Origin of the sequence: Terriglobus sp. TAA 43 (genome assembly GCF_000800015.1) — a bacterium.
In the GTDB taxonomy this organism is placed as follows: Bacteria; Acidobacteriota; Terriglobia; order Terriglobales; family Acidobacteriaceae; genus Terriglobus.
Genome location: NZ_JUGR01000001.1, coordinates 83,802 through 109,910 on the forward strand (window position 1 = coordinate 83,802; position 26,109 = coordinate 109,910).

Here is a 26,109-nt window from a genome sequence, read left to right on the forward strand (position 1 = left end):
CAGTTAGAAGAAAGGCGGCCTTTGCGGGCCGCCTTTGCTATTAGTGGTCGGTGCCAGTGAAGGCAATCTGTAAGGGAACCAGTTCGGGCTGCTTAATCTTGGCGGGCCCAAGCACTGCAACGCGAGGCACGGGACCGCGTAACATCGCGACTTCGTCACATGCGTGCAGACGCGGGCACTTCTGGCAGTCCTTGTAGATCTTGTCAGGCAACGCCGTGCGATCCATGGTCGTACGGAAACCGTAGCGGAAGAAGAAGTCTGGAATGCGTGTGAACAGGCAGACGGTTTGCACGCCATGGTCTTCCGCTTCCTGCAGGAGCGCCTTCAGCAGCAAGCCGCCCGCGCCCTGTCCCTTGGCTTCGGGCTTCATCACGATGGAGCGCACTTCTGCCAAGTGTGGACCGTACAGGTGTAGCGCGCCGCAGCCGAGGAAGACACCGCCTTCGCTCTCGGCAACATAGAAGTCACGTACGTTTTCGCAGATCTCAGCATATTGACGACGCAGTAGCGTACCGTCGCCGGAAAGCGAGTTGACCAGTTCGAAGATGTTGGCCGCGTCCTGCAGGCGCGCCTTTCGAACACTAGCCGAGGGCATGTTCTGTCTCCATCTGGCGCTTGAGTTCTTCAAGCCTCTTTTGCGCCGAAGCGAGTGATTCTCTTACCTGGTGGATCGCCGTGCCGCCAATAACGTCGTGGCAGTCCAATGTTGCTTCCAGCGTGATGGCTTGCTGGAAATCATCGCCAAACTCTTCACCGAACTGCTTTAACTCTTCCACACTCAGATCGTTCAGTTCGCGATTCGTATCAAGGGCGAAACGAACTGCATTGCCGGTCTTCTCATGTGCCGTGCGGAAGGGAACACCCTTGTAAACGAGGTACGTTGCTGCAGCCATCGCATTCAGATAACCGTGCGTTGCGGCATTCTCCATACGGTCGAAACGGAACTGAAGCGCCGCAGTGAAGGGAGCGAGCAATGGCAGCATTCCATCGAGTGTTTCCGCAACTTCAAAGGTCGCTTCCTGCGTCTCCTGCATGTCCTTGTTGTAGGCCAGCGGAAGTCCTTTGATGATGGTTGCAAAAGTGGTGGCTGCGCCAAGCAGACGTCCGCTCTTGCCGCGTACCAGTTCGGTCAGATCGGGATTCTTCTTCTGCGGCATAGCGGATGAGCCGGTGCTGAATGCTTCGGGGAGTTCGATGAATCCGAACTCCGCGGTTGCATGCAGCGTGATCTCTTCTGCGAAGCGCGAAAGATGCAGACCGATGGTTGCCGCTATTTGTGAAAACTCCAGCGCGAAGTCACGGTCACTGGTTGCATCCATGCTGTTCGCAGTCGGAGCCGTGAAGCCGAGTTCCTTTGCGGCGATGGTGCGGTCCAGCTTGAGCGTTGCGCCCGCGATCGGGCCGGAGCCGAGCGGACAGAAGTTCATGCGCACGCGTGCATCCTGCAGACGCGTGATGTCGCGCATGGCCATTTCAAAGTAAGCCATGAGCCAATGCGCAACTAGAACAGGTTCTGCACGCTGCAGATGCGTGTAACTCGGCATTGCGTGTTCGCCCGCAGATTGAGCGAGCGCAAGAAGGGAAGTCGCCCATGCTGCAAGGTTCGCTATGGCGCGTTCGATCGTATCGCGCACATACAGACGCAGGTCAGTAGCGATCTGTTCGTTGCGGCTACGGCCGGTGTGCAGCTTCAGCGCAACGATGCCGATGCGTTCCTTCAGTTCGAGTTCCACGAAGTGATGAATGTCTTCGGGAACATCGCTCTTCAGGTTCAGACGCTCGTTTGCGAAGTCATCCGCGAGTGAGTCGAGTCCATTCACGATGGACTGCAACTCAGCATCGGTGAGGATGCCTGCCGCGGCGATGGTCTTCGCATGCGCCTTACTGGCTGCGGCTTCCTGTGGCAACAAGCGCCAATCAAACGGGAAAGAACGCTGCCATTGCTCGAATGCTTTGTTCAACGGCTCGCGGAAGCGGCCTGACCACATTTTGTTTGCTTCGTTCGCCATTTACTCTTCCGCACCTTTGAGCTTGGGCATCTCAGAGCCACTGCTCAGCGAGATGAGACCGCTTGCGGCGTACGTCGCAAGCTTAGCGCGCGTGTCTGTGATGTCCAGGTTGCGCATCGTGAGCTGGCCGATGCGGTCTCGCGGAGAGAACGATGATTCGGTTTTCTCCATGGAGAGACGCTCAGGAGCAAACGTGAGATTCGGGCTCTCCGTGTTCAGGATGGAGTAGTCATTGCCGCGACGCAATTCCAGCGTGACTTCGCCGGTAACAGGACGCGCAACCCAACGCTGCGAAGCTTCCCGCAGCATGATGGCTTGCGGATCGAACCAACGGCCCTGGTAGAGCAGGCGGCCCAGCTTGCGACCATTCTCGCGGTACTGCTCGATGGTGTCTTCGTTGTGGATGCCCGTGATGAGGCGCTCATACGCGATGAAGAGTAGCGCAAGACCGGGCGCCTCATAGATACCGCGGCTCTTCGCTTCGATGATACGGTTTTCGATCTGGTCAGACATGCCGAGGCCGTGGCGTCCGCCAATGCGGTTGGCTACCAGCATCAGTTCGACGGGGTCGTTGTATTCTTTGCCGTTCAACGCAACAGGAGTACCTTCTTCAAAACGCACGCTTACCTGTTCACGCTTCACGTCCACATCATCGCGCCAGAACGCCGTGCCCATGATGGGCGCAACGATCTTCATGGATGTGCTGAGATGTTCGAGGTCCTTGGCTTCGTGCGTTGCGCCCAAGATGTTCGAGTCGGTGGAGTACGCCTTCTCCGTCGACATCTTGTAATCGAAACCAGAACGGATGAGGAACTCACTCATCTCCTTGCGGCCACCCAGTTCGTCGATGAACGTGGCGTCCAGCCAGGGCTTGTACACCTTCAGGTCTGGGTTCACGAGCAGGCCGTAGCGATAGAAACGCTCGATGTCATTGCCCTTATAGGTGGAGCCGTCGCCCCAGATGTTTACGTCGTCTTCCTTCATCGCCGTGACCAGCATGGTGCCGGTAACAGCGCGGCCAATGGGTGTGGTGTTGAAGTAAGTAACGCCCGCCGTCGTGACGTGGAACGCTCCTGATTGCAACGCGGCGATGCCTTCACGGACAAGCTGCGCACGGCAATCAATCAGTCGAGCCTTTTCTGCGCCGTATTCCAACGCTTTGCGCGGGATGGCGTCGTAATCGGATTCATCGGGCTGTCCCAGATTCGCGGTGTAAGCGTAGGGAATTGCGCCCTTCTGCTTCATCCAGTGCAGCGCGGCGGAGGTATCCAGGCCGCCGGAGAAAGCAATGCCGACCTTCTGGCCGGTGGGAAGCGATTCGAGAATGACGGACATCAGTGAGGCCTTTCGTGCAGGTGTTGCCAGCGTGTGACAGCCCGGCAGCGCTTGTGCAACGTGCCGGGCCTAATCTTTCCGAGAACTTCAGTGTAAGTCAGCGGCTGCAGATATGCTTACAGCCGCTCTGAGGTCTATGCGAGGGTACGGCGACGCTTGCCGTTTACACCACGGTCGCGAGGGATACGCTTCGCTCCGCCCAACAGCATCAGCAGTAGCGATTTCTGTGCGTGCATACGGTTTTCCGCCTGATCGAATACCACCGACTGTTCGCTGTCGATAACGGCATCTGTTACTTCCTGACCGCGGTGTGCGGGCAGGCAGTGCATAAAGATGGTGTGATCCGTAGCATGCGCCATCAGAGCTTCGTTCACCTGGTAAGGCTTGAAGATCGGCGTGCGCTTGGTGGTTTCGTTTTCCTGGCCCATGGAGATGCAGACGTCGGTGTAGATTGCGTCGGCGCCCTCTACGGCCTTGATGGGATCATGCGTCAGCGTGATGGTCGCGCCGGTATCTTCGGCTATGGCCATCGTCTTGTGAATGATCTCCAACTTCGGTTCGTAGCCTTTGGGAGTTGCGATGGTCATGTGCGCACCCAGCAGGGCACCACAGAGCATCAGCGAGTTGCACACGTTATTGCCGTCGCCAACGTAGGTGAACTTCACGCCTTCTGCCGTGCCGAAGCGCTCTTCAATGGTCATGAAGTCGGTAATGGCCTGGCAGGGATGCTCGTAATCGCTGAGTGCATTGATTACAGGAACCTTGCTGATGTCGGCGATCTCGGTGACTGTCTCGTGCGCATAGGTACGCAGCACGATGACGTTCATCCAGCGTTCCAGGTTGTGCGCAACGTCCGACAGCGATTCACGCTCACCCAGCGGCGACTGCGTCTGGTCGTAGAAAATCGCGTTGCCGCCAAGCGTGTTGATGGCTGCTTCAAAAGTAAGGCGCGTACGTAGCGACGCCTTTTCAAAGATCAGCACCATCTGCTTGCCATCCAGAGCGTGCTTAAAGTCTTCTGGATGTGCTTTGACTGCGTGAGCTAGTTCCATGAGGGCGGCCAGTTCCTGTACGGAAAGGTCGCTCATGGAACAGAGATCGCGGCCGCGCAGGCTCTTCGCTGCTTCGGTGAAACCCGCATCGGATTGAATGCCAAGCGCAACCTTCGGCTTTGGCATATCGAGTACTTCAGAAGCGCCTGACGCGCTTCCCATAACAACTGTCTTGCTACCCATGGACCTGTTCCTCTGCGAGTGCGGCCTGCGCCGTCTCAGCATCTGCAATGAGGCTGCTCAATGCAGCAATCGTTTCGTCAACATCCGCCTTCGTTATCAGATAGGGAGGAAGGAAGCGCAGTACGGTTTCGCTGGTGCGGTTGATCAGAATGTGCCGTTCAAACAGCATCTTGTCCGCAACCTCTTTTGCGATTTCCGCAGACTTCATCTCAACACCAATCATGAAGCCAGCGCCGCGTACTTCAATGATACTGTCGTGTTCTGAAGCCAGCGAGCGAAGCTGCGCGATGAAATAATCGCCCACTTCGGTTACATGTGCGAGAAGACGTGACTCCTGAATCTCGTCAATCACAGCAATCGCAACGGCGCAGGCCAAGGGACCACCACCAAACGTGGTGCCGTGCATGCCGGGAGTAATGGCGCGTGCTGCTTCTTCCGTGCACAGCATGGCACCCATGGGCAGCCCACCCGCAATGGGCTTCGCCAGCGTGGTCACGTCTGGCTGGATGCCGTAGTGCTGATACATCGTCCACTTGCCGGTACGTCCCATGCCACTCTGAATTTCGTCGCAGAGCAGCAGGGCGCCGCTGTTGTCACACAGTTCGCGCGCAGCTGCGAAGAACTCCTTCGAGACAGCATGAATACCACCCTCGCCCTGCAGGCACTCCAACGCAATGGCGCACACGTTCTCATCGAAGGCGGCGCGCAGTGCGTCGACGTCGTTGAATGGAACGAAGATCACGTCCGGCATCACCGGGTTAAACGGTTCGCGATACTTCTGCTTGTGCGTGGTTGCAACGGAGCCCATGGTGCGGCCGTGGAAGCTGTGTTCCATGGCGATGAAACGCGTGCCGATGGTCTTTCCTTCTGTGCGTAAAACACCTGCATGAGCACGCGCCAGCTTCAGCGCAGCTTCCCATGCTTCCGTGCCGCTGTTGCAGAAGAAAACGCGGTCCATGCCGGTAATCTCCGTCAGCTTGACGGCAAGCGTGGCAGTGCCCTGGTGATAGAAGAGGTTTGACGTATGCAGCAGCGTTGCAGCCTGCTCATGGATGGCCTTCGTGATCGCAGGATGGCCATAGCCAAGCGCAGAGACGCCGATGCCACTCAGCAAATCCAAATATCGGTGCCCAGCATCATCGAACAGGTGCACGCCTTCGCCGCGCGTCAAGAGAATCGGGTGACGGTCATAGGTCTGAAGCAGGAGCTTCTTCTCCGCGGCCTGGGTAGCAACAAGGTTCATGTCTGCTGCGCCTCCGTTGATGATTGAGTTGTCGTGCTGATTGAAATTGTTCATGCGACCATAACCTCCGTTCCGTCGTTCACGCGCGAACTGATTAGGTCCGGCAGTACCTTTGCCGCCTCGGCAGGTAAGATGCGAACGCGTTTAACGCCGCCCAACAGGGCGTCGCGGCAGGCATTCAGCTTTGGCAGCATCCCGCCTGAAATGATGGCTTGTTTCTCAAGCTGCGGGATTTCCTTCAGTGACAACCAACGCATCACCTGGCCATCCGCACCCTTCACTCCCGGAACGTCGGTGAGGAAGACCAACGCATCGGCTTTCGTTGCGACTGCCGTGGCGCTCGCCATTTCATCGGCGTTGATGTTGTAGTACTCGCCGTCGAAGCCAAGCGCAATGGAACTGATGACGGGCACAGCGCCCATCTTCCAGATAGCATCCAGCCAGCGTGGATCGGTTGCTGCGATTTCGCCAACAAAACCGAGGTCTGGCGTGGTCTGCTTCTTGCGTGCGCGGAACACGTGTCCGTCGCCACCGCAGATGCCCACCGCAGCCTGTCCCTGCTGGCCCAGCGACGCGACCAATGATTTATTCACGCGGCCTGCCAACACCATCAACGCAGCGTCACGCGTTTCCGCGTCAGTCACACGCAGACCGCTGATGAATTCACTCTTCTTACCCAATGCCTGCAGCGTCTTCGTTAACTGAACGCCACCACCGTGCACGATTGCCACCTGATGCCCGTCCGCAACCAGCTCCGCGATGGCCTTGCCAATCGCGTGAAGTAGTTCCGGCTTCTCCAGAGCGGCACCCCCAAGTTTCACGACATACTTCACAGGAGTCCCTCCGATTCCTTCCAACCACACATCACATTCAAGTTCTGTACAGCCTGTCCTGACGCACCCTTGAGCAGGTTGTCCAGGCAGGAAACAACAACGAGCCGCTTACCATCCGGCGCAAGCTCAAATCCGATATCGCAATAGTTCGTACGTGCCACATGTTGAATCTGCGGAAGATCACCTGCACGATGCACTCGTACCATCGGGCTACCCGCATAGAAATTGCGCAGGACAGCTTCTAGCTCCGCCGCGGATTTCTTCTCATTCAGTCGCAGATAAATGGTCGACAGAATGCCGCGTGGAATCGGCAGCAGATGCGGTGTGAACTGAATCTGATCACTGCTCAATCCAAGTTGTTCCAGCATTTCGCCGGTGTGCCGATGTCCGAAGACTGCATACGCCGAAAGATTGTCCGCAGCAGACATGAAGTGTGTCTTTGCAGTCGGTGCTTTGCCCGCGCCGCTGACGCCACTCTTCGCATCGCACACAATGCCGTGTTCCACGTCGACGATTCCAGCGCGGATGAAAGGCGCAAGCGCAAGGATGATGCTGGTGGAATAGCAGCCTGGATTCGCTACAAGGCGTGCCTCACGAATCTCATTCCGATGCAGTTCCGGATTGCCGTACACAGCTTCTTCCTGCAGCTTTGCAGCGAGTACAGGATCAGCATCGTGCAGCTTGTACACGGCAGCATTGGCTGTGTTGTGCAGGCGCCATGCGCCGGAAAGATCAATCACGCGGATGCCAGCTTCCAACGCGAAGGGAACCCACTCGCGCGACTGTTCATGCGGCGTTGCAAGAAACAGGATTTCGGTGCCGCTGTCGCGTAGCGTTTCCCATGTGAAGGGAACAACCGCGGGCGCGCCAATTTCGTTATGCGCAATGTGCGGATGCAGATCGTAGACCGTGGTGCCGTCAGCCTCAGAGCCCATGCGGCCGAGGAAGATGGGCTGCGTTTCACGCAGGCGCGGATGATTCAGCAGCAAACGTGCGAGTTCCCCACCGGCATAGCCAGTGACACCTGCAACGGCGGTGCGAACGGTAGAACGTGGGAGCTTCGCCAGCGTGGCCAGCGGTTCCGTTTCATACAGTGCTGTGCTCATCCGATCAACTCTTCCATGCGCGTTTTCAGCGCGGCAGCGCCTTTGGAGTCGGCGCAGATAACAAGGACCGTGTCGTCGCCGGCAATCGTGCCCAGCATCTCCGGCCAATCTTCGTAATCCAGTGCGGCGGCTACGGGCTGCGCTCCACTGGTGCGTGTGATGAGAACGAGAAGATTTTGAGCCTGTTTTACTTCCAGGCCAAAGTTGAACAGTGTTTCCTTGATGCCGGGATCGTCGTCCTCTTCGTCCAGATCGCCGGGGAGCGCATATCCATTCGGTCCCTTGTATACGCGAAGTTCATGGAAATCGCGCGATAAAGTCGCCTGCGTCACGGTAAACCCGCGCTTCTGCAGCTTCTTGCGCAGCTCATCCTGGCTGACGATTGCGGTCAACACCAGAAGCTCGCGAATTGCTGATTGGCGCTGCTGTTTCATGAAGATGCCTCACACCCGAAGAAGATAGCTGCCGTTGACCTTTGGTGGGGGCGGTAGCGAGAGAAATTCAGAGCCGTCTCCCGGCTATGCATTGGATGCATGGCGTAAATTCGCCGATGCATAAGTATGCATAAACATGTATAAATATACAGAGCCCTGCCAGTCAAGATTCCCGTTGTGCATTTCTGCCGCTTACGCGGGAAATGGTTAGGCACCCTTACAAGAAAGACTGCGTTTCCGCTATCCGGCGGTGTTTTCGCGCAGTAGAATGAGCTATGGCTACCCAGTTTTTGCCGACCCGTTCTGAGGTCACGAGTGCCTGTCGTCCCGTGCGCTCGCTTGTCGATCCTCGCTTTGACCACGACTCCTGTGGTGTTGGATTTGTTGCGGATTCCGGAAATAAACCGTCGCACAAGGTGCTTACAGACGCACTGACGGCACTTGCTCGCCTGGCTCATCGTGGCGCTGTGGCTGCGGACGGTAAGAGCTCCGACGGTGTTGGCATCATGACGGCGGTTCCCCGCGCGCTCCTGCTGGATGCAACCGGCGTGACGCTTGCCGAAGAGAAGCCGCTGGGCGTTGGCGTGGTGTTCGTCAATGAAAAAGGTGCCAATACCTGCGATGTCCTGGAAGCATGCCTAGTAGAGCAGGGTCTGACGATTCTGGCGTGGCGCGATGTGCCGGTGAAGCCGGAAGTTCTGGGTGAGATTGCGCTTGGCACCATGCCGGAGATTCGCCATGTCTTGGTGACGGCGGATGTTGTGGATCTGGAGCGCAGCCTGTACCTGGCGCGCAAAAGCTTTGAGCGGAAGTTTGAGGCGGGCGAGACGTCCGGTTATGTCGCTTCGCTTTCAACGAACAAGATCGTTTACAAGTCGATGTGCAGCGGACGTCTGCTACCGGAGTTCTTTCCTGACCTGCAGGACGCCGCGTACGTGACTCCGTATGCTCTGTTCCATCAGCGTTATGCGACGAACACGACACCCGCATGGCATCGTGCACAGCCGGGTCGTATGCTGGCGCACAATGGCGAAATCAATACTGTGTGGGGCAATCGCGCACGCATGGAAGCGCGCTATTCCACGCTGCCCGCGGAGTGCCAACCCATCCTGACGCAGGATGGCACGGATTCCACCTCGCTGGATGAGACCGTGGAACTTCTGACTCGTAATGGCTATTCCATTGCTGAGGCAGTTCGCGTTCTGCTGCCGCCTGCGGTGACAAACCGTGAATCGGCGTTCCTGAAATATCACCGCGACACCATGGAGCCGTGGGACGGTCCTGCTGCGCTGGGATTTGCTGATGGCCGTTATGTAGGCGCGGCGCTGGACCGCAATGGTTTGCGGCCCAGCCGTTATGCGATCACGACGGATGGCCTCGTCGTTGCTGGTTCGGAAGCTGGTCTGGTGGATATCGATCCAGAAACGGTGCTGCACAGCGGCCGCCTTGGCCCTGGCCAGATGTTAGTGGTCGACCTTGAAGCCAAGAAGATCTATGAGAACGATCAACTGCTTGACCTGTTCGATGAGGACGGTTCGTACGCGGCACTGATCGACGATCTGACGATTTCGGCAGAGTGGGTAGACCTGCCCCCGACGGATTTCGACGCCATTGCGCGTGCGCAGAAGAGCTTCGGTTACACGAAGGAAGATGTGCGCATGATCCTGACGCCAATGGCGGCGGACGGCAAAGACGCTGTGTGGTCCATGGGCGACGATACACCGCTGGCTCCGCTGGCGCGCACACCGCGTCCTATCTACGCATACTTCCGCCAGCGCTTTGCGCAGGTGACGAATCCAGCGATCGACCCTCTGCGTGAGGCCATCGTTGTCTCCCTGCACACACGCCTCGGACCGTGGTCGCACATGCTGGACAAGCACGCTACGCTGCCCGGCATGTCGCTGGTGTCGCCGTTTCTTTCGGTAGGCAAGTTGGATGCTCTGCGTCAGGGTAAGTATCCGCATAGCGATACGCTTCGGCTGCGCGAGTTGAAGTGTGTTTTCAACAAGGATTTCTCGCTGCAGATTGGCATTGAAGCGCTCTGTGCCAACGCGGTGGAGTTGGTTGGTTCCGGTGTTGAGATTCTGCTGTTGAGCGATCGCAGCGCCGATGCAGATAACCTGCCGATTCCTATGGCTATTGCAGTCAGCGTAGTACATCACGCACTGGTGAAGGCTGGCCTGCGCACTGCTACTGGTATTGCCGTGGAGGCAGGTGATGTACGCGATGTGCATCATGCCGCTGTACTCATCGGTTATGGTGCGGGTGCGGTATGCCCGTGGCTGGCGTTGGAAACAGCCCGTGCAACGGCCGGTGCCGATGGCGACCCGAAGGTGCCTGAAGTAAAGATGCTGAAGGCCTTCGATGCTGGTCTGGCAAAGATCATGTCGAAGATGGGCGTTAGCGTGGTGGACAGCTATCGCGGCGCGTATCCGTTCGACATTCTGGGGCTGGGCAACGAGGTTGTAGACCGCTGTTTCCCGAACACTCCTGCACCCATTGGCGGCATTGGATTTGCGCAGATTGAGCACACCATTCGTCAGAACTGGGGAGCACCTGTATCTGACGAGCTTCAAGCGAAGATTGACCTGCCTGACTACGGCTGGGTGAAGTTCCGCAAGGCAGAGCTGGCAGAGCCGCACGCATGGGCACCGTCGCATGTAAAGGCGTTGCAGTCTGTGGTGGGATCGGCCCGTAATGTGGCTCTTCCGGAAGACCCGGCGAAGGCGTTCCAGATTTACTCGTCCGCCGTGGATTCCAGCAATGAACCCACGGTGCTTCGTGAACTGTTGGAAATCTCTCCGGCCGGCGCGGAACTGCCGCTGGATAAGGTGGAGCAGCCTTCTTCGATGTACCACCGCTTTATCGCTTCGGCGATGTCGCTTGGTTCTCTGAGTCCCGAGGCGCATACCACCATCACTATTGCGATGAATACGCTCGGCGGTAAGAGCAATACGGGTGAAGGCGGTGAGGATTCGGATGTCTACCGTACGCATCCTGGCAATCGCCGCGTGCCGCAGCCCGGCGAGGCAGCTTCGTTCGTGAACAAGCCTGCGCAGGGCGGCGTTGCGGTTGCTGAGCCGATGGTTGAGGCTCCTGCAATCCACTCGCTGCTGAACAATCGCATTAAGCAGGTGGCCAGCGGACGCTTCGGTGTTACGGCGGAATACCTGGCGCATGCTGAGGAGATTGAAATCAAGGTGGCGCAGGGAGCCAAGCCCGGTGAGGGTGGTCAGCTTCCTGGCCATAAGGTTTCTGGCCTCATCGCGCGTCTACGTCATGCCCAGCCGGGCGTGCCGCTGATCTCGCCGCCACCGCATCACGACATTTACTCCATTGAGGATCTGGCGGAGCTGATCCACGACCTGAAGCGCGTCAACAAGCGCGCCGCGGTGGGTGTGAAGCTGGTTTCGAGCTGCGGCGTAGGTACGGTTGCAGCGGGTGTCGCGAAGGCTTATGCCGATTACGTGGTGATCGCCGGAAACGTCGGTGGCACGGGCGCTGCGGCGCTGTCCTCTATCAAGTACGCAGGCAATCCGTGGGAGCTTGGACTGGCCGAAGCACAGCAGACGCTGATGGCGAACGGCATGCGTGGACGCATACGTCTTCGTACGGACGGTGGCCTGTCCACGGCGCGTGATGTCCTGATCGCGGCGCTGCTCGGTGCTGACGAATATGCATTCGGTACTGCTGTCCTGGTCGTAATGGGCTGTGACATGGCGCGTCAGTGCCACTTGAACACCTGCCCCACCGGCATTGCCACACAGAAGCCAGAACTTCGCGCTCGTTTCCGCGGCAAGCCTGAGCATGTGGTTCGCTTCTTCCAGCAGCTTGCAGGCGATCTGCAGCAGCTGTTGGCTCGCTATGGCCTCGCATCGATCGAGGACGCCATTGGACGTGTCGACCTGCTGCAGCAGGTCCGTGCTGATGGTGGTCTGGATCTATCGCCGATGTTGGCACAGGTGGGCGAAGGTCCGCGCAAGTGGGCCGGGATCCGCAATGATCGTCCGGAGAGCCGTCCGGCCCTCGACGAGCCGTGGGTGGAACCTGCACTGGCGGCAGTTGTGGAAGGCAAGCCCTACGAGGTTCAGGACATCATCGCCAATCGCGACCGCGCCGTAGGCGCTCGTATCGCAGGTGAGATTTCTGTGCTGCGTGCAAAGGCGGAATCGCCAATGCCGGTGCCGGAGATCAACATTAACCTGGCAGGCACTGCGGGTCAGAGCTTTGGCGCGTTCGCCGTCGAAGGCATGCACCTGACGCTGACCGGCGAGGCAAACGACTTCGTTGGAAAGGGCCTGAGCGGTGGCGAAATAGTCATCCGTGCACGCGGCATGGCGGTTGGCAGTGGTGGTCATCACGTGGTGCTGGGCAACGTAGCTTTGTACGGTGCAACGGCAGGCAAGCTGTTTGCTGCGGGGTACGCAGGCGAGCGCTTCGCAGTGCGTAACTCCGGCGCAACGGCCGTGGTTGCAGGCGTGGGTGACCACGGCTGTGAGTACATGACTGGCGGTACCGTTGTCGTTCTCGGTGAGATCGGTATGAACTTCGGTGCAGGTATGACTGGCGGCATCGCGTGGATCTATGACGTGGACGACACTGTTCTCGCGCAGACGCGTTACCACGCGGAATTCCTTCAGGCAGTTCCGTTTGCTGAGACCGACGAGGCAGCTCAGGCAGAACTGAAGGCTCTGCTGGAAGAGCATGCCGAGAAGGCGGGCAGCACACGTGCAGCGCGCATGCTGGCGGATTGGCCGGCTTACTCTCCGCGATTCCTGCGCATGGTGCCTTTGCCGCAGGCCTGAGTCACGATCACCAACAACAAAATGGATCCGGTTATACCGGGTCCATTTTTCTTTTCGGAAAAGGCTTTGATGAGGTTGAAGGGATGGTGTCATCCGTCTTGCCGCATGGTCACGGTGAGATTTCTCATCCAACGCAATCGATAGTTTTCTGCTTCCATGTAGGATGACCGTTGGGCTGGTACATACCCTGTTGGGAGTCTCATGGAACTGCGTACGCTGAACGATGTTTTCCGGAACGCCACCTCCCGTGGCAGTGAGCGCGCCATTCTTACACCCGTTGGTGAACGGTGGGAGGCCATCTCCTGCGACGCGCTCTATTGGCGTACGCGACGCCTGGCTGCATGGATGCAGTCGCAGGGCATTGCGAAGGGTGATCGAGTTGGGCTCATCGCTGAAAACCGTTGGGAATGGGCAGTGACAGACTTTGCGTCGCTCGCCATTGGCGCTGTTGACGTTCCCATGTTTCCAACGCTGACGCCGGACCAGACGCGCGCGCAACTCGCAGACAGCGGCGCGAAGATTGTCTTCGTTTCTACGCAGGATGTTGCGAAGAAAGTTCTTGGGACAGGATTTGAGGGAACGATTGTCGCGATGGACAGTGGCGAAATCGGCCTTCCTTTTTCGGACCTCGTTGCCGGTGAGGATTCTTCCGGACGTGATGCAGCATTCGATCAGGCTGTGGCATCGGTGCAGCCTGAAGATACTGCAACCATCATCTACACCTCTGGCACCACGGGCGACGCCAAAGGCGTGGTGCTGTCGCATGGCAACGTTGCATCCAATCTGTCGATGACGACAGAGCTGTTTCGCTTCGGAGCGGATGACCTGATGGTGTCGTTCCTGCCGTTGTCGCACGTGACGGCGCGCCACATTGACTATCTGTTTTACGCGGAGAATGTCACGCTCGCGTATGTCAGCCGTCCGGAGCGTGTTCTTCCTGCGATGGCTGTAGTCAAGCCGACGATTTTCGTCGCGGTACCGCGTGTCTACGAACGTGTGCGTCAGTCCGCAGAGGGTAAGGCGTTGAAGGCTGGTGGTCTGAAAGCGAAGATCTTCCAATGGGCCATCAAGACCGGTGCAAAGCATCGGGATGAAGTGGCGCAGATGCTGGGCGAGCCTTCTTCGCTGTCATGGAAGATCGCGAACAAGCTGGTGTACAGCAAGCTGCGTGAAGCTTTTGGCGGACGGGTGAAGGTATTCGTAGCTGGTGGTGCCCCACTTGGCATCGATTTGGCGCAGTGGTTCGCTTCGGCGGGTATCTCGATTCTCGAAGGCTACGGGCTTACGGAAACCTCTCCTGTCATTGCCGTAAACCTGCCCGGTCGCAACAAACTCGGAACCATCGGACCGAAGCTGAAGAACATCGACGTGCGGTTTGCAGAGGATGGGGAGTTGGAAGTGCGCGGTCCCAGCATCTTTCAGGGTTATTGGCAGAAATCTGAACAGACGTCCGAAGTGATGGACGGCGAGTGGTTCAAGACCGGCGATATCGGGAAGATCGACTCCGAAGGTTTCCTCTCCATCACTGATCGGAAGAAGGAACTGATCAAGACGGTTGGCGGTAAATTCATTGCACCGCAGCCCATTGAGAACAAGCTCAAGGTTTCTTCTCTGATTGGTTTTGTGGCATTGCAGGGTGATAGACGAAAGTACGTCGCCGCTATTGTCTCGCCGAATTTCCCCGTGCTTGAAGAGTGGGCGAAGGAGCAGGGAATTGCGGCATCAGACCGCAAAGCCTTGGTTCATGATGAGAGGGTGATTGAGCGGTATCAGAAAGAATTTGATCGCGTGAATCAAGAAGCCTCGCCGTGGGAAAAGGTAAAGCGCTTCCGTTTGGTGCCCGATGAATGGACGGTGGATGGAGGCGAAGTCACGCCCAGTCTTAAGTTAAAGCGGCGTGTGGTGGCCACTAACTACGCGAAGGAGATTGAGGCAATGTATAGCGGTGCGGACGCCGAATGAAAAGGCCAGTCGTTCTTGCCTCGAACCCCGGTAACCGACACAGCTAAAAGAATTTGCTTGTACCTGACCGGGGAAAGGGGTACAAGTATGGGGCTGGGAAGGTGCGATTTCCCACGAATCCTAAACCCCTGGGAAGAAACCATGCCGAACGCCGCAGAAATAGCCATTCGCGAAGTCATGGATATCCGCCAGGCTGCTGGATATCTGGGAATCAGCAGCGACACGCTGTACCGCTACGCCTCAGAAGGATTTGTACCCGCTTTCAAGCTGGGAAATCGATGGCGGTTCAAGAAGACCCTGCTGGACACCTGGATGGATCATCAGTCGGGAGCGGCGATGCCGGAAACCGTTGTTGCCAAGCCCGAAAGCAAGAAGCCCGCGCGCTCAGCGAAGTAGCTCAGGCAGGTTGCAACGTAAGCAGGGTTAGTTCTGGTGGGCAATTGAATCGGAACGGAAGATGCATGCAGCCGAGCCCACGATTTACATAGACCTGCATCCCAGAACTGCCCACCGTGTGCAGACCCTCGACATATTTCTCACCCATAGCAGGCAGAAGGATCGGCGGTAGGAAGGGAAGCCGCACCTGTCCTCCGTGCGTATGTCCTGCCAACATCAGATCGACATAGTAGTTCTGAGAGGCGATCGTATCGGCAAAATCCGGTTCATGTCCCAATAGGACGATCGGTTCGTCCGTTTTCCTTTTCGGCATAGCGAGTGCGAGATTGGGCACGTCAAAGTAAGCATCAGCTATGCCGGAGACCCATATTCTTTCGCCTCGTTTCTCCAGCGTGGTGAACTGATTCATTAAGAGCGTGAGGCCATTGCGTCGTAACGCATCCGCTACATCAGCCTTAATCGATACATCATGATTGCCGAGAGAGCAGAAGCGTACCGGGCATTTAATCTCACGCAGTATTTCGGCGCAAGCATAGGCATCGGGTACAGCCTGGCGATGTTCGTCTTTGCTCGTCGTGATGAAATCGCCAGTGAGAGCGACCATATCTGGCGCAAGCTCATTCACTTTTTGAATGGCGTGGCGGACAAAGAACGATTCGTCATAGTCATGAAAGTGAAAGTCGCTGAGTTGCGCAATCCGGAAGCCGTGAAAAGGGGCAGGCAGGTTGCGGATGTGAATTGTGCGTTCCACGGTCATGAGGACGTGCCGTTCTATCTCGCCCGAGTATAGGGCCAGACCTCCGGCGGTAAGCGTGGCTCCCGCAAGAAAGCGCCGTCGCGTAAGGTTTCCTGTTGCGCTCTTCCGCGAGGACATACGTCATGATACTGGCTTGGCCATGCGACAGGGAAACGCGCGTCGTCGTATCCTGTTAAAGATGATGCATCGCGGACGTATCCGCCACCTTGCGCAGGAGTTGCGACGCCGGTCCATACCGTCGCTTCTGATTACGCACCTTCCCGACGTCCGTTATCTAACGGGCTTTACCGGATCGAATGCCGCACTGGTCGTAGTGGCGGAGCCACGGCTGACTTCGCGCCTGTTTACCGATGGTCGGTATACCGTCCAGGCAAAACGTGAAGTGCAGAGCGCGAGCGTACGCATTGCCCCTAAATCAGCAGTTGTAGAGGCATGTATATGGGCCGAACAACATGCGTCCCAGTGTGGCTTTGACCGTACACAAACCACGGTGGCCACTCTGGCTGCCATGAAGAAAGCAGCAGGGAAAAGAGGCTTCTTCGTCCCCGCCGATGGCTTGGTCGCAGCGTTGCGAGTGATCAAAGACGCTACCGAAGTGGAATCCATGCGCCGCGCGGCCTCGTTGACCTGTTCGCTTTACGAAGGTCTACTCGGATGGATTGAGCCGGGGATGAGGGAACGCGATATCGCCGGCGAGCTGGAGCATCGCGCACGCATGGCCGGTGCTGAGTCTATGAGCTTTGAGACGATTGTTGCCGCAGGTGAGCGAGGCAGCCAGCCGCATGCTCGCGCCACAGAAGCGCGCATCCAACCTGGTGACCTGGTCACATTGGACTTCGGTATTGTCTTGGATGGTTACTGCTCTGATATGACTCGCACCTTCGCGATTGGATACGGTGAAAAATCTGTTCCCTCCCGCTGGAAACAGCGGTGGGCGGAGCAGCGTGATGTCTTTGAAGCCGTTCTTGCTGCGCAGCAGGCGGCCGTTAACGCTGTTCATGAGGGCGCTAGTTGCGGTGAGGTGGATCTTGCGGCACGTTCGACTCTGGAGGCGGTGGGGTATGGGAAATACTTCACCCATTCCACCGGGCACGGAGTCGGATTGGAAATTCATGAGGTTCCTCGAGTGGGGAAAGACAGTAAAGACGTTCTGAAGGCCGGAACCGTGATTACAATCGAACCCGGGGTGTATCTGCCCGGACGCTTCGGCGTGCGCATCGAAGACTCTGTACTGGTCACGGAAGATGGCGCCGAGGTGCTGACCCCGGTGCACAAAGGCTGGATGGAACTGTAGCGCGGCATTGAATGCCGAGAGCGCAAGGCAGGCATAAGGAAGATGATGGAACAGAACGATTTGCAGGAACTTCGCGAGCTTGTCTCCTTCTTGAAGGACAACGGCATCGCTGAATTTGATCTTCACCGCGGCGAGCAACATGTCCGCATCAAGTTTGCGCAGCCCGCTGCGCCCATTGCATTTGATCCGACGCATTTTGCGCACCTCGCGGCGGCTCCGCATGTGGCCCCGGCACCGGTCGCTGCCGCTCCGCTGGCTGCTCCTGCGCCTGCAGCGGCGGCTGCCCCGGCAGAGGTGCTGCACGAGGTGAAGTCGCCCATCGTGGGTACTTTCTATGAGAGCTCCGCTCCTGGTTCTGCGCCGTTCGTGAAGGTGGGTGACACCATCTCTGTTGGCCAGGTGGTTTGCATCGTGGAAGCCATGAAGCTGATGAACGAGATCGAGAGCGACGTCGCCGGTGAAGTGGTGAAGCTGCTGACCGAGAATGGCAAGCCTGTCGAGTATGGCCAGCCGCTGTTCGCGGTACGGCCGCGGTAAGGACATGGGCATGTTCAAGAAGGTCCTGATCGCGAACCGTGGCGAGATTGCACTGCGGGTTATCTCGGCTTGCCGGGAGCTTGGCATCCGTACTGTGGCCGTATACTCCGAGGCCGACCGTAACAGCCTCCACGTCCGCTTTGCGGATGAGGCTATCTGCATTGGCCCTCCGCGCTCCGCGGAGAGCTATCTCAACGTTCCGGCGGTTATCTCTGCCGCAGAGATCGCGGATGTGGACGCGATTCATCCCGGTTACGGACTGCTGAGCGAGAACGCCAACTTCGCCGAGGTGTGCCGCGCGAGCAACATCAAGTTCATCGGACCGCGCCCTGAAGTGACGCGGATGATGGGTGAGAAGTCCACCGCCCGGCAGACTATGAAGGCGGCTAATGTGCCTATCCTGCCGGGGTCCGATGGTGTTATCGGGTCGGTGGAAGAGGCGCTGCAGTGGGCTGCGGATGTGCGTTATCCGGTGATCCTGAAGGCTGTGGCTGGCGGCGGCGGACGCGGTATGCGTATCGTCCGTTCGGCAGAGGAGCTTCCCGGTTTGTACAACCAGGCATCGACCGAGGCGCTGAACGCCTTCGGCAATGGCGACCTGTACATGGAGAAGTTCATCGAGCGTCCTCGTCACATTGAGTTCCAGGTGTTGGCTGACGAGCATGGCAACGTGATGTCGCTGGGCGAGCGTGAATGCTCTATTCAGCGTCGTCACCAGAAGCTGATCGAGGAAGCTCCGTCGCTGCAGATTACGCCGGAGATTCGTACGCGTCTTGGCGGCGTGATTGAGCGTTCGCTGCGTGAGATCGGTTACTGGAACGCTGGCACGATCGAGTTCCTGATGGATGAAGATGGCGAGATCTACTTCATCGAGATGAACACGCGTATCCAGGTGGAGCATCCGGTGACGGAGTTGATTACGGGCATCGACCTGGTGAAGGCGCAGTTGCGCATTGCCGCTGGTGAGAAGCTGCCGGACATCGTTCCGGTTCGTCCGTCGATCAACGGTCATGCGATCGAGTGCCGCATCAACGCGGAGCATCCGGAGAAGTTCACGCCTTCCGCAGGCAAGATCACGGCATGGAATGTGCCGGGCGGAAATGGTGTTCGTGTAGATACGAACCAGTACCAGGAAGGCGTTGTTCCGCCTTACTACGACAGCATGATCGCCAAGGTCATCTGCCATGGCAAGGACCGCGAAGAGGCAATGAGCAAGATGCAGCGCGCTCTGAGCCAGTTTGTGGTGGAAGGTATTCACACGACGATTCCGCTACAGCAGAAGATCTTCTCCGATCCTGACTTCCGCAAGGGTGACTTCGATACGAAGTTCATGGAACGCTTCTTTGAAAAGGAAGCTGCGCGCAAGAAGGTGGAAGCCGAGAACGAACCAACAGGGGCATAAGCAGGGAGGGTACCCCCTCCCCCCGGTTTTTCTAAAATCGTCTTTCTATTGGGTTTACGGTTTTGGTGGCTGTAAAATCGTCTGCCCATTGGAGTTAGAGGCAAAATCGTCTTTCTAAACGAGTTAGGGCCACGCGGAAGCGTGGCCCTTTTGTCTCTGGTTCTATTTTAGCGGTTTGAAGGAAATATCATGCCAACTCTATTTCCTGTGGTTTGTTGGGTTTAAGTAGCTTGAGGGCTTGACAGAATCAATCTCGTTTTCAGCCAGGCTCGGATGCGGGCTTTTCATTTTTGTCTCATTTTGCAGGCACCGGCCGCATCTGTGGTTTCCTCCAGGTCCCATTCATAACCGTATCGCCGGGAAGATAGACACGGAAAACGCCATAGAACGGCCCGTCGGGTGCGGGAAGCCAGTTCGCCTGTCTTACCGGGCCGGGGTTCTCGCGCGAGACATAGAGTGTCAACGATCCATCAGGGCCGAACTTATACGACTTCAACATGGTCGAGTTGAGCAGATAGCGCTTCAGAGGATTTGCCACTAGCAACTGCGTCTTGCCGTCGTACATGGTGAGAGACCAGAACGCTTTGGTGGGCGGCAGATCACCCTTCGAAAAGTGAAGCTCGTAGTTCGACTTTGATGCATCAAGCGGCTGGTGGTTCGCGTCGACGAAGTAGCCGAAGTAGAGCGCGTCTTGTTTTGAGTTGCCGTAAAGCCCCAGTTTCGCGCCCGCATAGCGGTACAGATAGTTGTCCTTGAGGAAGTCGCGAGTTCCGAACATCTCTCCGCTGGAGATCTGATCGGTATTGATCTTCTTCATGACTGTGCCCAGATCAGCGTCCGAGTCCTTAACTCCGTCTTTAATCGCTTGCTGGATCTCCGGTGAAAACCTGCTCATATCGAACGTCTGCCCCGGACCGATGTTCAACTTGGCAAACCGCGCAAGCAACGCACTCTCACTGGGATTCGGCGGACAGAACTGGAAGAGAAAGTTGACGTAAGGAAACACATCCACGCCCGCAGGCAGGTCGCCAATCTTCGGCCAGCTTACCGGTGGCGCAGTTGCAGGTGCGGGTTGTTTCAAAAATGCGCTGAGTGTTTGTGCCTGATATCCCGCCTGAACCTTGTTTACCTTTGGCAAATCGGCTGCGTTGAACAGCTGGGTACGAAAGATGATGTAGGCGAACTGCGTTTCTGAGCGAACGACCGCTTTCACTCCGGCGGGCGTTGCTCCGTTCCATCCGGGACCGGCAACCAGAAAGGTTCCGCCATCGTTCCCGTAAGCGCGTGTGCCAAGGTAGGCAAAGTTGTATGTGTACAGATCCACCATTTGCCCGGTGTAGTAACGATTCGGCTCAATCTTCGGCACCGTCACCACCAGCGGCTCCGCGCGCAAATCCATCCACAGATACGAGTACGGCGTATCAGAGTTCGGCGTCACCACGAACTTATCTTCGGGCGTGGCCACTGACTTCGAGCTATGAAGGGTGTTGAATGGCCCTTGATAGTCATGGTTGGTAGTGTCGATCGCCTGCTTGTACATCGTCTGGTAGTTCGCAGCCATCGGAAAGCCGTAGATGTAGGCTTCCTTTGCAATGGTCCGTGCATCAGCGGCGGAGATGCCGTTCTGTTCCGTGATCTTCGCCTGATTGCATCCCGTCGCAAAAAGCAAACCTGCTGCCAGAACAACTCCTGACATCCTGCAAAGCACAGTTGCCATCATCAGAGCTCCTTCGTTCGAACGGTTGCTGTGTTGTGTATGCCTGCTACTTCGCCCGCTCAACTATAGGAGATTTCCAGTCGCCGCTAAGCAGTTCCGGCTTGGGCCAGTAATAGCGAACCGCCATCATGAATGGGCCTTTCGGCGCAGGAAGCCAGTTCGCCTGTTTCGCGCCTCCCGGAGAATCAGCCTGGATATACAGAGTGAGTCCGCCATCCGGATCGAGTTTCAGCTGGGGCAGCATCGGCGAGTTGATGAGGTAGCGATTGATCGGATTCTTCACCAGTAGCTGACTCGGAAGGTCATACATGGTCAACGACCAGAACGCATTTACTGGCGGAAACTGTCCCTTGGCAAAGTGCAACGTGTACTTGCCCTTGCTGCCATCAAGCGGCTGACCATCCGCATCCTTATCCAGAATCGGATACAGAGCTTCATCGCGCGAGTTAGCGCCAATACCCATCTGCGTGCCAGTCGCGCGTGCAAGGAAGTTGTTCTTCAAATACTCACGCGACCCGAACAGTGTGTCTGTCTTGCCGCCAGTAGCCGCGCGGTTGGTATCAATCGCCTTTTGCCCATCGGCAATACCTGTCTTCATAGCCGCTTGAACCTCAGGCGAAAACGCAGACGCGTCAAAAGGCTTGCCCGGCACGATTCCAATCTTTGCAAAGCTCTGCCGCAACTCTGCCTCACTGGGGTGCGGTGGCATACAGAACTGCAAAAGGAATGCCATCTGATTGAAGAATGCGAGCGATGTCTGTTCCGCTGGCGAGATAGGTGTCGGCCAGTTGATGGGCGGTGCAGGAGGAGGTGGTGCCGTGTGAGCAAATTCGTGCAGCGGCTCAATCTTGTAGCCAGCCTGGATCTTCTTCACATTCGGCAGATCGGCAGGATTGAACAGCTGCGTGCGGCCCACCACGGACACAAACTCCGTCTCAGCGTTGAACGTCTTCGTGATGTTCTTCGGCACCTCGCCCTTCCATTCCGGGCCGGCAATCAGAAAGGTGCCTCCATCATTCCCAGTAGTGCGGCTGCCAATGTATGCAAAGTTGAAGGTGTACAAATCCATCAACTGGAAGACGAAGTAGCGATTCTTTTCCATCTTCGGGATGGTGATCACCATCGGCTCAGCCCGCAGATCAAGGCCGCTGAAGGAATAAGGCGTGTCAGAGTTGGGCGTGACAAACGCCGTGTCCGCAGGCGTGAAAACACGCGCAATATTCAGCACGGAGTTGAATGGTCCCTTGTACTGCGGATTGCTCTTATCCACTGAGAAGGCATACATCGTCTTGTACTGCGCAACCATGGGCACGCCGTACACATAGGCATCCTTCGCAATCGATTGCGCCTCTGCCGGAGCAACGCCACTCTCCGCCGGCTTCTTCGCGCTATCGCATCCCGCCGCAGTAAACAAGATCAAAGCGGACAATCCAGCCCACAATGCTCCACGCGCATGCCCTATCAGCATCAGTGACCTCTCTTGAGAGGCCAAAGATAGAACATTGCGAGGTAACTTCAACCTGTTGGTTCTGACAGGGAGAGAGGATTGATCGAGAATCACGGAGATGCATTGATCGGTGAAAACGGGCCAATGTACTCATTGAGAGAGCGAGCGCTTTCGCTTGTCTTCCGCGAAGAGCCTGGGGCCGACCTCTATTAGTCTTGGCATCATTTTGTGTAGGCTGACGCGATCCCACGGAGCGTTGGTTCGCGTTCGCAGTCCTTTTTCATTGAGGTCGCTGACGATTTGGGAATAGGAAAAATCCTGGCTCAGCAGATCCATCATCTGCTTCAAGACTGCATTCTCGTAGGGGTCGATCTCGAGGCGCATGCAATCGTCGGAGAGTCGGAGACCGTAAGGAATCTCTTCTGCGTGTTCCGGTTCGTGAGGTGTTTCGGATTCCGGAAGTTCTCGACGCCACTCGATCGAGACCAACTGCCATCCGGCCTTCTGGCGGTCGGCGATGAGAGTTGGGCTGAAGGGGCCGGAGAACCTGTCCTTGACTCGTTCAAAGTAAGGCATGTGTTTCCTCCAACGTTTGGACCAGCAATCGCCGCGCCAAAGTGTTTTGCTGAAGAATCAAGCGGTTGATGCGGAAGGGGTTTGAGAAAGCTGTGCGTCTTTGGACGGAGCTGTTCGCATGCGGACAAATTTCGAAATTCCACTTAGTGTGCCGTGGAGGCTTGTTGGCGTCAGTCCGGTGTGGGTTCAGAGATGTGATCGATCACTACGATCCTGACTGGTCCTGTTGCGCTTTCTAATCGCACACCGAGTTGTTGCGCGACTGCCTGGATGAGCGTTGGGCCGCCATTGTCATCAGCTTCCGGAGTGATGCGAGGACTTCCGCTGTCGGGGCGAAACTCGAGCGTTAGGTCGTACTTTCCGGTTAGTTCTGTACCGTCCACGATTGGCTTGGTGTCGAGGCCGGGAACTCCGGTCCCTGCCAGAGCCCGCACCCCGTCAACCAAGGTTGTGTTCGTTATACCAACGTGTAGCAAACCTCCTGATGTGTAGTACCAACTAAATCCGCAGTTCGTGACTGGTGGCGTTGAAGAATCAGGTGCTTTGCCAACGGAAGCATCCCCTTGCGTTGAACAACTGGCTCCGTCTGGATGTGGCCTGATGTTGGGTCCGAGTACACCGGGCTTGCTCAGGACAACTTTGTTCACCGCGCCCTCTTTGGTGAAGTCATGAATCTCCAGGGCGAATCGATCTGCCAACATGGTGCGGATCATCTCACGCACCTGATCGCTGGTGCGCTGGCCTTCGATTCGAAAGGTCTCTCTATAGATCCGCTTTTTCACCCAGGCAGGCTGCTTTTCGAATGCGGCTTTGGCCTCACTTATCTGCAATCGATAGGCATAAGAAATTGTCAGCCAAACTGGTCCTGCCATCGTTTGCAGGCCGAAGACTGGTGCTGTTTTGTCGCGCATGAATGCTGGTATGAATGGGAGCGAACCTGGAGGCGCGGGCTTTATCGACACTGTCTCAAAGGCCAGCGGAGCTGCGGTTGTAGCCGTTGTTTCTTGTTTTGGCTGTGAGGGCTGAGGCGCTTGTCCTTGAAGGTTGCCGATGGCGCATGCCACAAGCAACAGCGTTGCTGCCGTTTCTTTTCCTGTCATACCGTTCATCCCGTTTTGCAGTCGGTTTACTAAGTGCCAGTACTGACCTATTGACGAACGACTGCCGGGTTTGTAAACGCGGGAATGGGAGGCGTGGTTGATGGATTTTCTATCGGCCCCGTCTTCGCCGAGGGGCTTCGGCGGTTGATTCAGTAACGCCGAGAGGACGTGCAACGACGCTGGATTCGCGAGAGGCATGTTCATCGGCCCACTGCAGGAACTTTTTGAGTAGTGGGGAAGTGTTGGACTTGTTGTAGCCCATGACGAGGTCGATGGTTGGGACTTCGCCGTGCAGAGGTCTGGCGACTACGGAGGGGATGAGGGCGTTTTGCACGTAGGACGGCAGCAGGGTGAAGCCGCCGGTGGATGCTACGAGCGACATGCCGCCTGAGAGAGTTTCGGCGTCGTAGATTTGCTTGAGTTTGATGCCGACTCTTGCGGCGTATTCCTCGATGACAGTTTTGAGCACGGGGGCGGCTCGTGCTGTGCTGATGAAGTCTTCACGACAGACGTCTTCCGGGCGTATGGTTTTATGCCTAGCAAGACGATGACGAGCAGGCAGGATCGCTACAAGAGGTTCGCGGGTTAGTAGTTTGAAATCGAGGCCTACTGTTTTGGTTTCGCGGCGTAGCAGGGCTACATCGATCTCGCCCTGCATTAATGCGTTCGCGAGTTCTGGTGATGATTTTGTTGTGATGGTGAGGTCGGCGCCGGATGCGTCGTCACGTAAGACGCGTAGAGCTTCGGTTAGCCATATGACTTCCTGACCTGGAAGGAAGCCCAGACTGAAGCCTGGTTTGTGGGGGCGTTCTGTGTTTCGCGCAGCTTCGCAGGCGACGTCGATCTGCATGAGTGCGAGTCTTGCATGGTCGAGAAAGACTCGACCTGCGGCGGTGAGTTCAATGCCACGCGCTTTGCGTTCGAGGAGCTTTACGCCGAGTTCCATTTCGAGATCGCGGATCTGTCGACTGAGTGATGGTTGCGCGGTATGGAGTCGACGCTCGGCGGCCTGTAAGAGACTGCCTTCTTCAGCTACGGCAATGAAGTAACGCAGATGGCGAAGTTCCATTGAGAGACCCTCTAGCTATGCGCAATAAGCATAGCTCAAGCAATCAAAGTATTTGTGCGCGTGATTGCGGAGGACGACTCTATGGCTAACGGGGAACGCGTCGCGTGTTCTTCGGAATTTCAACCTGAGGAGTTACACCATGTCAGCACAACAGAAAGTCGCTATCGTTTTTTGTCACGGGATATGGGCCGATGGCTCGTGTTTCAGCAAGGTCATTCCCGCACTGCAGAAGGACGGCCATGAAGTGATTGCAGCGCAGTATGGCCTGGACTCGTATGAAGGGGACGTGGCTGCTATCAAGCGCACGCTGAATCGTGTGGGAAGTCCAGTTCTGCTTGTGGGGCATTCCTATGGCGGCGCTACGATTACGGCTGCCGGCGTGGATGAACGTGTGGCGGGATTGGTTTATATCTCGGCCGTTGCACCGGATGCAGGTGAGACGGTGCAGAACCAACTGGACAAATATCCTTCCGACATCTTTTCGCGTGTGGCGGTGGCGGATGGGCGCGCATGGTTGCTTCCGAACGGAACGGAGTTCTTTTGCGGAGACTTGTCCGCTGAAGAACAGAAGCTGGTTTGGGCAACGCACTATGCTCCTGTTGCTGATTTGTTCCAGCAACAGAAGCTTGATGCCAACGGCGTTGCGTGGAGAACGAAGCCGAGCTGGTATGTTCTGGCGAAGCAGGACCACACCGTTCATCCTGATCTGCAGCGGTGGGTGTCAAAACGTATGGGCGCAACAGTGACGGAGGTGGAGAGCAGCCATGTGCCGATGCTCTCTATGCCTGATGTTGTGATTGATGTGATTCGCAAGGCTGCGAAATCACTGGAAGGGAAGTAAATCTTCTTAGA

The 26,109-nt window shown here is 56.9% G+C and carries 21 protein-coding genes; 7 read left to right on the plus strand and 14 right to left on the minus strand.

Annotated elements, in window-relative coordinates; genetic code table 11:
- Positions 1-40: 40 nt before the first annotated feature.
- The 8 genes from M504_RS00390 to M504_RS00425 form a co-directional block, all read right to left on the minus strand.
- Positions 41-595: a GNAT family N-acetyltransferase gene (locus tag M504_RS00390; RefSeq protein WP_047486707.1), complete on the minus strand. Its 555-nt coding sequence runs from the start codon at positions 593-595 to the stop codon at positions 41-43.
- Complete coding sequence (gene argH / locus M504_RS00395; protein WP_047486710.1) at positions 582-2,009, minus strand: argininosuccinate lyase; 1,428 nt, start codon at positions 2,007-2,009, stop codon at positions 582-584. Before argH ends, M504_RS00390 begins: the two co-directional genes overlap by 14 nt.
- A complete protein-coding gene (gene argG, locus M504_RS00400) occupies positions 2,010-3,344 on the minus strand; it encodes an argininosuccinate synthase (protein ID WP_047486713.1) in 1,335 nt (444 codons plus the stop codon).
- A 134-nt stretch (positions 3,345-3,478) separates the two neighbouring features.
- The gene (argF, locus tag M504_RS00405) at positions 3,479-4,579 is read right to left on the minus strand and encodes an ornithine carbamoyltransferase (protein WP_084213971.1); all 1,101 of its coding nucleotides are present in this window, start codon (positions 4,577-4,579) and stop codon (positions 3,479-3,481) included.
- Entirely contained in the window at positions 4,572-5,876 is a 1,305-nt protein-coding gene (locus M504_RS00410; RefSeq protein ID WP_232296097.1) for an aspartate aminotransferase family protein, read from the minus strand. Before M504_RS00410 ends, argF begins: the two co-directional genes overlap by 8 nt.
- The gene (gene argB / locus M504_RS00415; RefSeq protein ID WP_047486715.1) at positions 5,873-6,655 is read right to left on the minus strand and encodes an acetylglutamate kinase; all 783 of its coding nucleotides are present in this window, start codon (positions 6,653-6,655) and stop codon (positions 5,873-5,875) included. The genes M504_RS00410 and argB overlap by 4 nt, the downstream gene beginning before the upstream one ends.
- A complete protein-coding gene (argC, locus tag M504_RS00420; protein WP_052200145.1) occupies positions 6,652-7,761 on the minus strand; it encodes an N-acetyl-gamma-glutamyl-phosphate reductase in 1,110 nt (369 codons plus the stop codon). Before argC ends, argB begins: the two co-directional genes overlap by 4 nt.
- Positions 7,758-8,195, minus strand: a complete 438-nt coding sequence (locus tag M504_RS00425; RefSeq protein WP_047486718.1) for an arginine repressor — start codon at positions 8,193-8,195, stop codon at positions 7,758-7,760. The genes argC and M504_RS00425 overlap by 4 nt, the downstream gene beginning before the upstream one ends.
- Positions 8,196-8,470: 275 nt before the next feature.
- On the opposite strand from M504_RS00425, the gene M504_RS00430 reads away from it, so the two are divergent.
- From M504_RS00430 to M504_RS00440, 3 genes are all read left to right on the plus strand, one after another.
- Positions 8,471-13,000: a glutamate synthase-related protein gene (locus M504_RS00430; RefSeq protein ID WP_047486721.1), complete on the plus strand. Its 4,530-nt coding sequence runs from the start codon at positions 8,471-8,473 to the stop codon at positions 12,998-13,000.
- 201 nt (positions 13,001-13,201) lie between these two features.
- Positions 13,202-14,962, plus strand: coding sequence for a long-chain fatty acid--CoA ligase (locus tag M504_RS00435; RefSeq protein WP_047486724.1), 1,761 nt, complete (start codon positions 13,202-13,204; stop codon positions 14,960-14,962).
- A gap of 141 nt (positions 14,963-15,103) precedes the next feature.
- The gene (locus M504_RS00440) at positions 15,104-15,358 is read left to right on the plus strand and encodes a helix-turn-helix domain-containing protein (protein WP_047486728.1); all 255 of its coding nucleotides are present in this window, start codon (positions 15,104-15,106) and stop codon (positions 15,356-15,358) included.
- Between the two features lies 1 nt (position 15,359).
- Here M504_RS00440 and M504_RS00445 read toward each other — a convergent pair whose 3' ends face one another.
- Positions 15,360-16,232 (minus strand): metallophosphoesterase, encoded by an 873-nt coding sequence (locus tag M504_RS00445; protein ID WP_047486730.1) that lies wholly within the window; start codon positions 16,230-16,232, stop codon positions 15,360-15,362.
- A 22-nt stretch (positions 16,233-16,254) separates the two neighbouring features.
- On the opposite strand from M504_RS00445, the gene M504_RS00450 reads away from it, so the two are divergent.
- From M504_RS00450 to accC, 3 genes are read left to right on the plus strand one after another with little or no spacing between them, the layout of a single operon-like run.
- On the plus strand, positions 16,255-17,409 hold the full coding sequence (locus tag M504_RS00450; protein WP_232296098.1) for a Xaa-Pro peptidase family protein: 1,155 nt from the start codon (positions 16,255-16,257) through the stop codon (positions 17,407-17,409).
- A 42-nt stretch (positions 17,410-17,451) separates the two neighbouring features.
- Positions 17,452-17,946 carry an acetyl-CoA carboxylase biotin carboxyl carrier protein gene (gene accB / locus M504_RS00455; protein ID WP_369792882.1) on the plus strand — a complete coding sequence of 165 codons (495 nt, stop codon included), beginning with the start codon at positions 17,452-17,454 and terminating at the stop codon, positions 17,944-17,946.
- 10 nt (positions 17,947-17,956) lie between these two features.
- A complete protein-coding gene (accC, locus tag M504_RS00460) occupies positions 17,957-19,348 on the plus strand; it encodes an acetyl-CoA carboxylase biotin carboxylase subunit (RefSeq protein ID WP_047492830.1) in 1,392 nt (463 codons plus the stop codon).
- 295 nt (positions 19,349-19,643) lie between these two features.
- Here the strand turns inward: accC and M504_RS00465 are convergent, their stop codons facing one another.
- The 5 genes from M504_RS00465 to M504_RS00485 all read right to left on the minus strand — a co-directional run bounded on the left by M504_RS00465 (position 19,644) and on the right by M504_RS00485 (position 25,257).
- Positions 19,644-21,068, minus strand: a complete 1,425-nt coding sequence (locus tag M504_RS00465) for a DUF1254 domain-containing protein (RefSeq protein ID WP_198137489.1) — start codon at positions 21,066-21,068, stop codon at positions 19,644-19,646.
- 43 nt (positions 21,069-21,111) lie between these two features.
- Positions 21,112-22,533 carry a DUF1254 domain-containing protein gene (locus M504_RS00470; protein WP_052200146.1) on the minus strand — a complete coding sequence of 474 codons (1,422 nt, stop codon included), beginning with the start codon at positions 22,531-22,533 and terminating at the stop codon, positions 21,112-21,114.
- Between the two features lie 129 nt (positions 22,534-22,662).
- On the minus strand, positions 22,663-23,088 hold the full coding sequence (locus M504_RS00475; RefSeq protein ID WP_047486738.1) for a recombinase family protein: 426 nt from the start codon (positions 23,086-23,088) through the stop codon (positions 22,663-22,665).
- A 170-nt stretch (positions 23,089-23,258) separates the two neighbouring features.
- The gene (locus M504_RS00480; protein ID WP_198137490.1) at positions 23,259-24,188 is read right to left on the minus strand and encodes a TIGR03435 family protein; all 930 of its coding nucleotides are present in this window, start codon (positions 24,186-24,188) and stop codon (positions 23,259-23,261) included.
- A 109-nt stretch (positions 24,189-24,297) separates the two neighbouring features.
- Positions 24,298-25,257 carry a LysR family transcriptional regulator gene (locus tag M504_RS00485; RefSeq protein WP_052200147.1) on the minus strand — a complete coding sequence of 320 codons (960 nt, stop codon included), beginning with the start codon at positions 25,255-25,257 and terminating at the stop codon, positions 24,298-24,300.
- Between the two features lie 139 nt (positions 25,258-25,396).
- Between M504_RS00485 and M504_RS00490 the strand changes: the two genes are divergently transcribed.
- Positions 25,397-26,098 (plus strand): alpha/beta fold hydrolase, encoded by a 702-nt coding sequence (locus tag M504_RS00490; protein WP_047486744.1) that lies wholly within the window; start codon positions 25,397-25,399, stop codon positions 26,096-26,098.
- Positions 26,099-26,109: the final 11 nt, after the last annotated feature.

Excerpts from the sequence above, each read along its gene's own strand:
- M504_RS00390 (WP_047486707.1), bottom strand. The coding sequence starts at position 595 with ATGCCCTCGGCTAGTGTTCGAAAGGCGCGCCTGCAGGACGCGGCCAAC.
- argH (WP_047486710.1), bottom strand. The coding sequence starts at position 2,009 with ATGGCGAACGAAGCAAACAAAATGTGGTCAGGCCGCTTCCGCGAGCCG.
- argG (WP_047486713.1), bottom strand. The coding sequence starts at position 3,344 with ATGTCCGTCATTCTCGAATCGCTTCCCACCGGCCAGAAGGTCGGCATT.
- argF (WP_084213971.1), bottom strand. The coding sequence starts at position 4,579 with ATGGGTAGCAAGACAGTTGTTATGGGAAGCGCGTCAGGCGCTTCTGAA.
- M504_RS00410 (WP_232296097.1), bottom strand. The coding sequence starts at position 5,876 with ATGAACAATTTCAATCAGCACGACAACTCAATCATCAACGGAGGCGCA.
- argC (WP_052200145.1), bottom strand. The coding sequence starts at position 7,761 with ATGAGCACAGCACTGTATGAAACGGAACCGCTGGCCACGCTGGCGAAG.
- M504_RS00425 (WP_047486718.1), bottom strand. The coding sequence starts at position 8,195 with ATGAAACAGCAGCGCCAATCAGCAATTCGCGAGCTTCTGGTGTTGACC.
- M504_RS00430 (WP_047486721.1), top strand. The coding sequence starts at position 8,471 with ATGGCTACCCAGTTTTTGCCGACCCGTTCTGAGGTCACGAGTGCCTGT.
- M504_RS00435 (WP_047486724.1), top strand. The coding sequence starts at position 13,202 with ATGGAACTGCGTACGCTGAACGATGTTTTCCGGAACGCCACCTCCCGT.
- M504_RS00440 (WP_047486728.1), top strand. The coding sequence starts at position 15,104 with ATGCCGAACGCCGCAGAAATAGCCATTCGCGAAGTCATGGATATCCGC.
- M504_RS00445 (WP_047486730.1), bottom strand. The coding sequence starts at position 16,232 with ATGTCCTCGCGGAAGAGCGCAACAGGAAACCTTACGCGACGGCGCTTT.
- M504_RS00450 (WP_232296098.1), top strand. The coding sequence starts at position 16,255 with ATGCGACAGGGAAACGCGCGTCGTCGTATCCTGTTAAAGATGATGCAT.
- accB (WP_369792882.1), top strand. The coding sequence starts at position 17,452 with ATGATGGAACAGAACGATTTGCAGGAACTTCGCGAGCTTGTCTCCTTC.
- accC (WP_047492830.1), top strand. The coding sequence starts at position 17,957 with ATGTTCAAGAAGGTCCTGATCGCGAACCGTGGCGAGATTGCACTGCGG.
- M504_RS00465 (WP_198137489.1), bottom strand. The coding sequence starts at position 21,068 with ATGATGGCAACTGTGCTTTGCAGGATGTCAGGAGTTGTTCTGGCAGCA.
- M504_RS00470 (WP_052200146.1), bottom strand. The coding sequence starts at position 22,533 with ATGCTGATAGGGCATGCGCGTGGAGCATTGTGGGCTGGATTGTCCGCT.
- M504_RS00475 (WP_047486738.1), bottom strand. The coding sequence starts at position 23,088 with ATGCCTTACTTTGAACGAGTCAAGGACAGGTTCTCCGGCCCCTTCAGC.
- M504_RS00480 (WP_198137490.1), bottom strand. The coding sequence starts at position 24,188 with ATGACAGGAAAAGAAACGGCAGCAACGCTGTTGCTTGTGGCATGCGCC.
- M504_RS00485 (WP_052200147.1), bottom strand. The coding sequence starts at position 25,257 with ATGGAACTTCGCCATCTGCGTTACTTCATTGCCGTAGCTGAAGAAGGC.
- M504_RS00490 (WP_047486744.1), top strand. The coding sequence starts at position 25,397 with ATGTCAGCACAACAGAAAGTCGCTATCGTTTTTTGTCACGGGATATGG.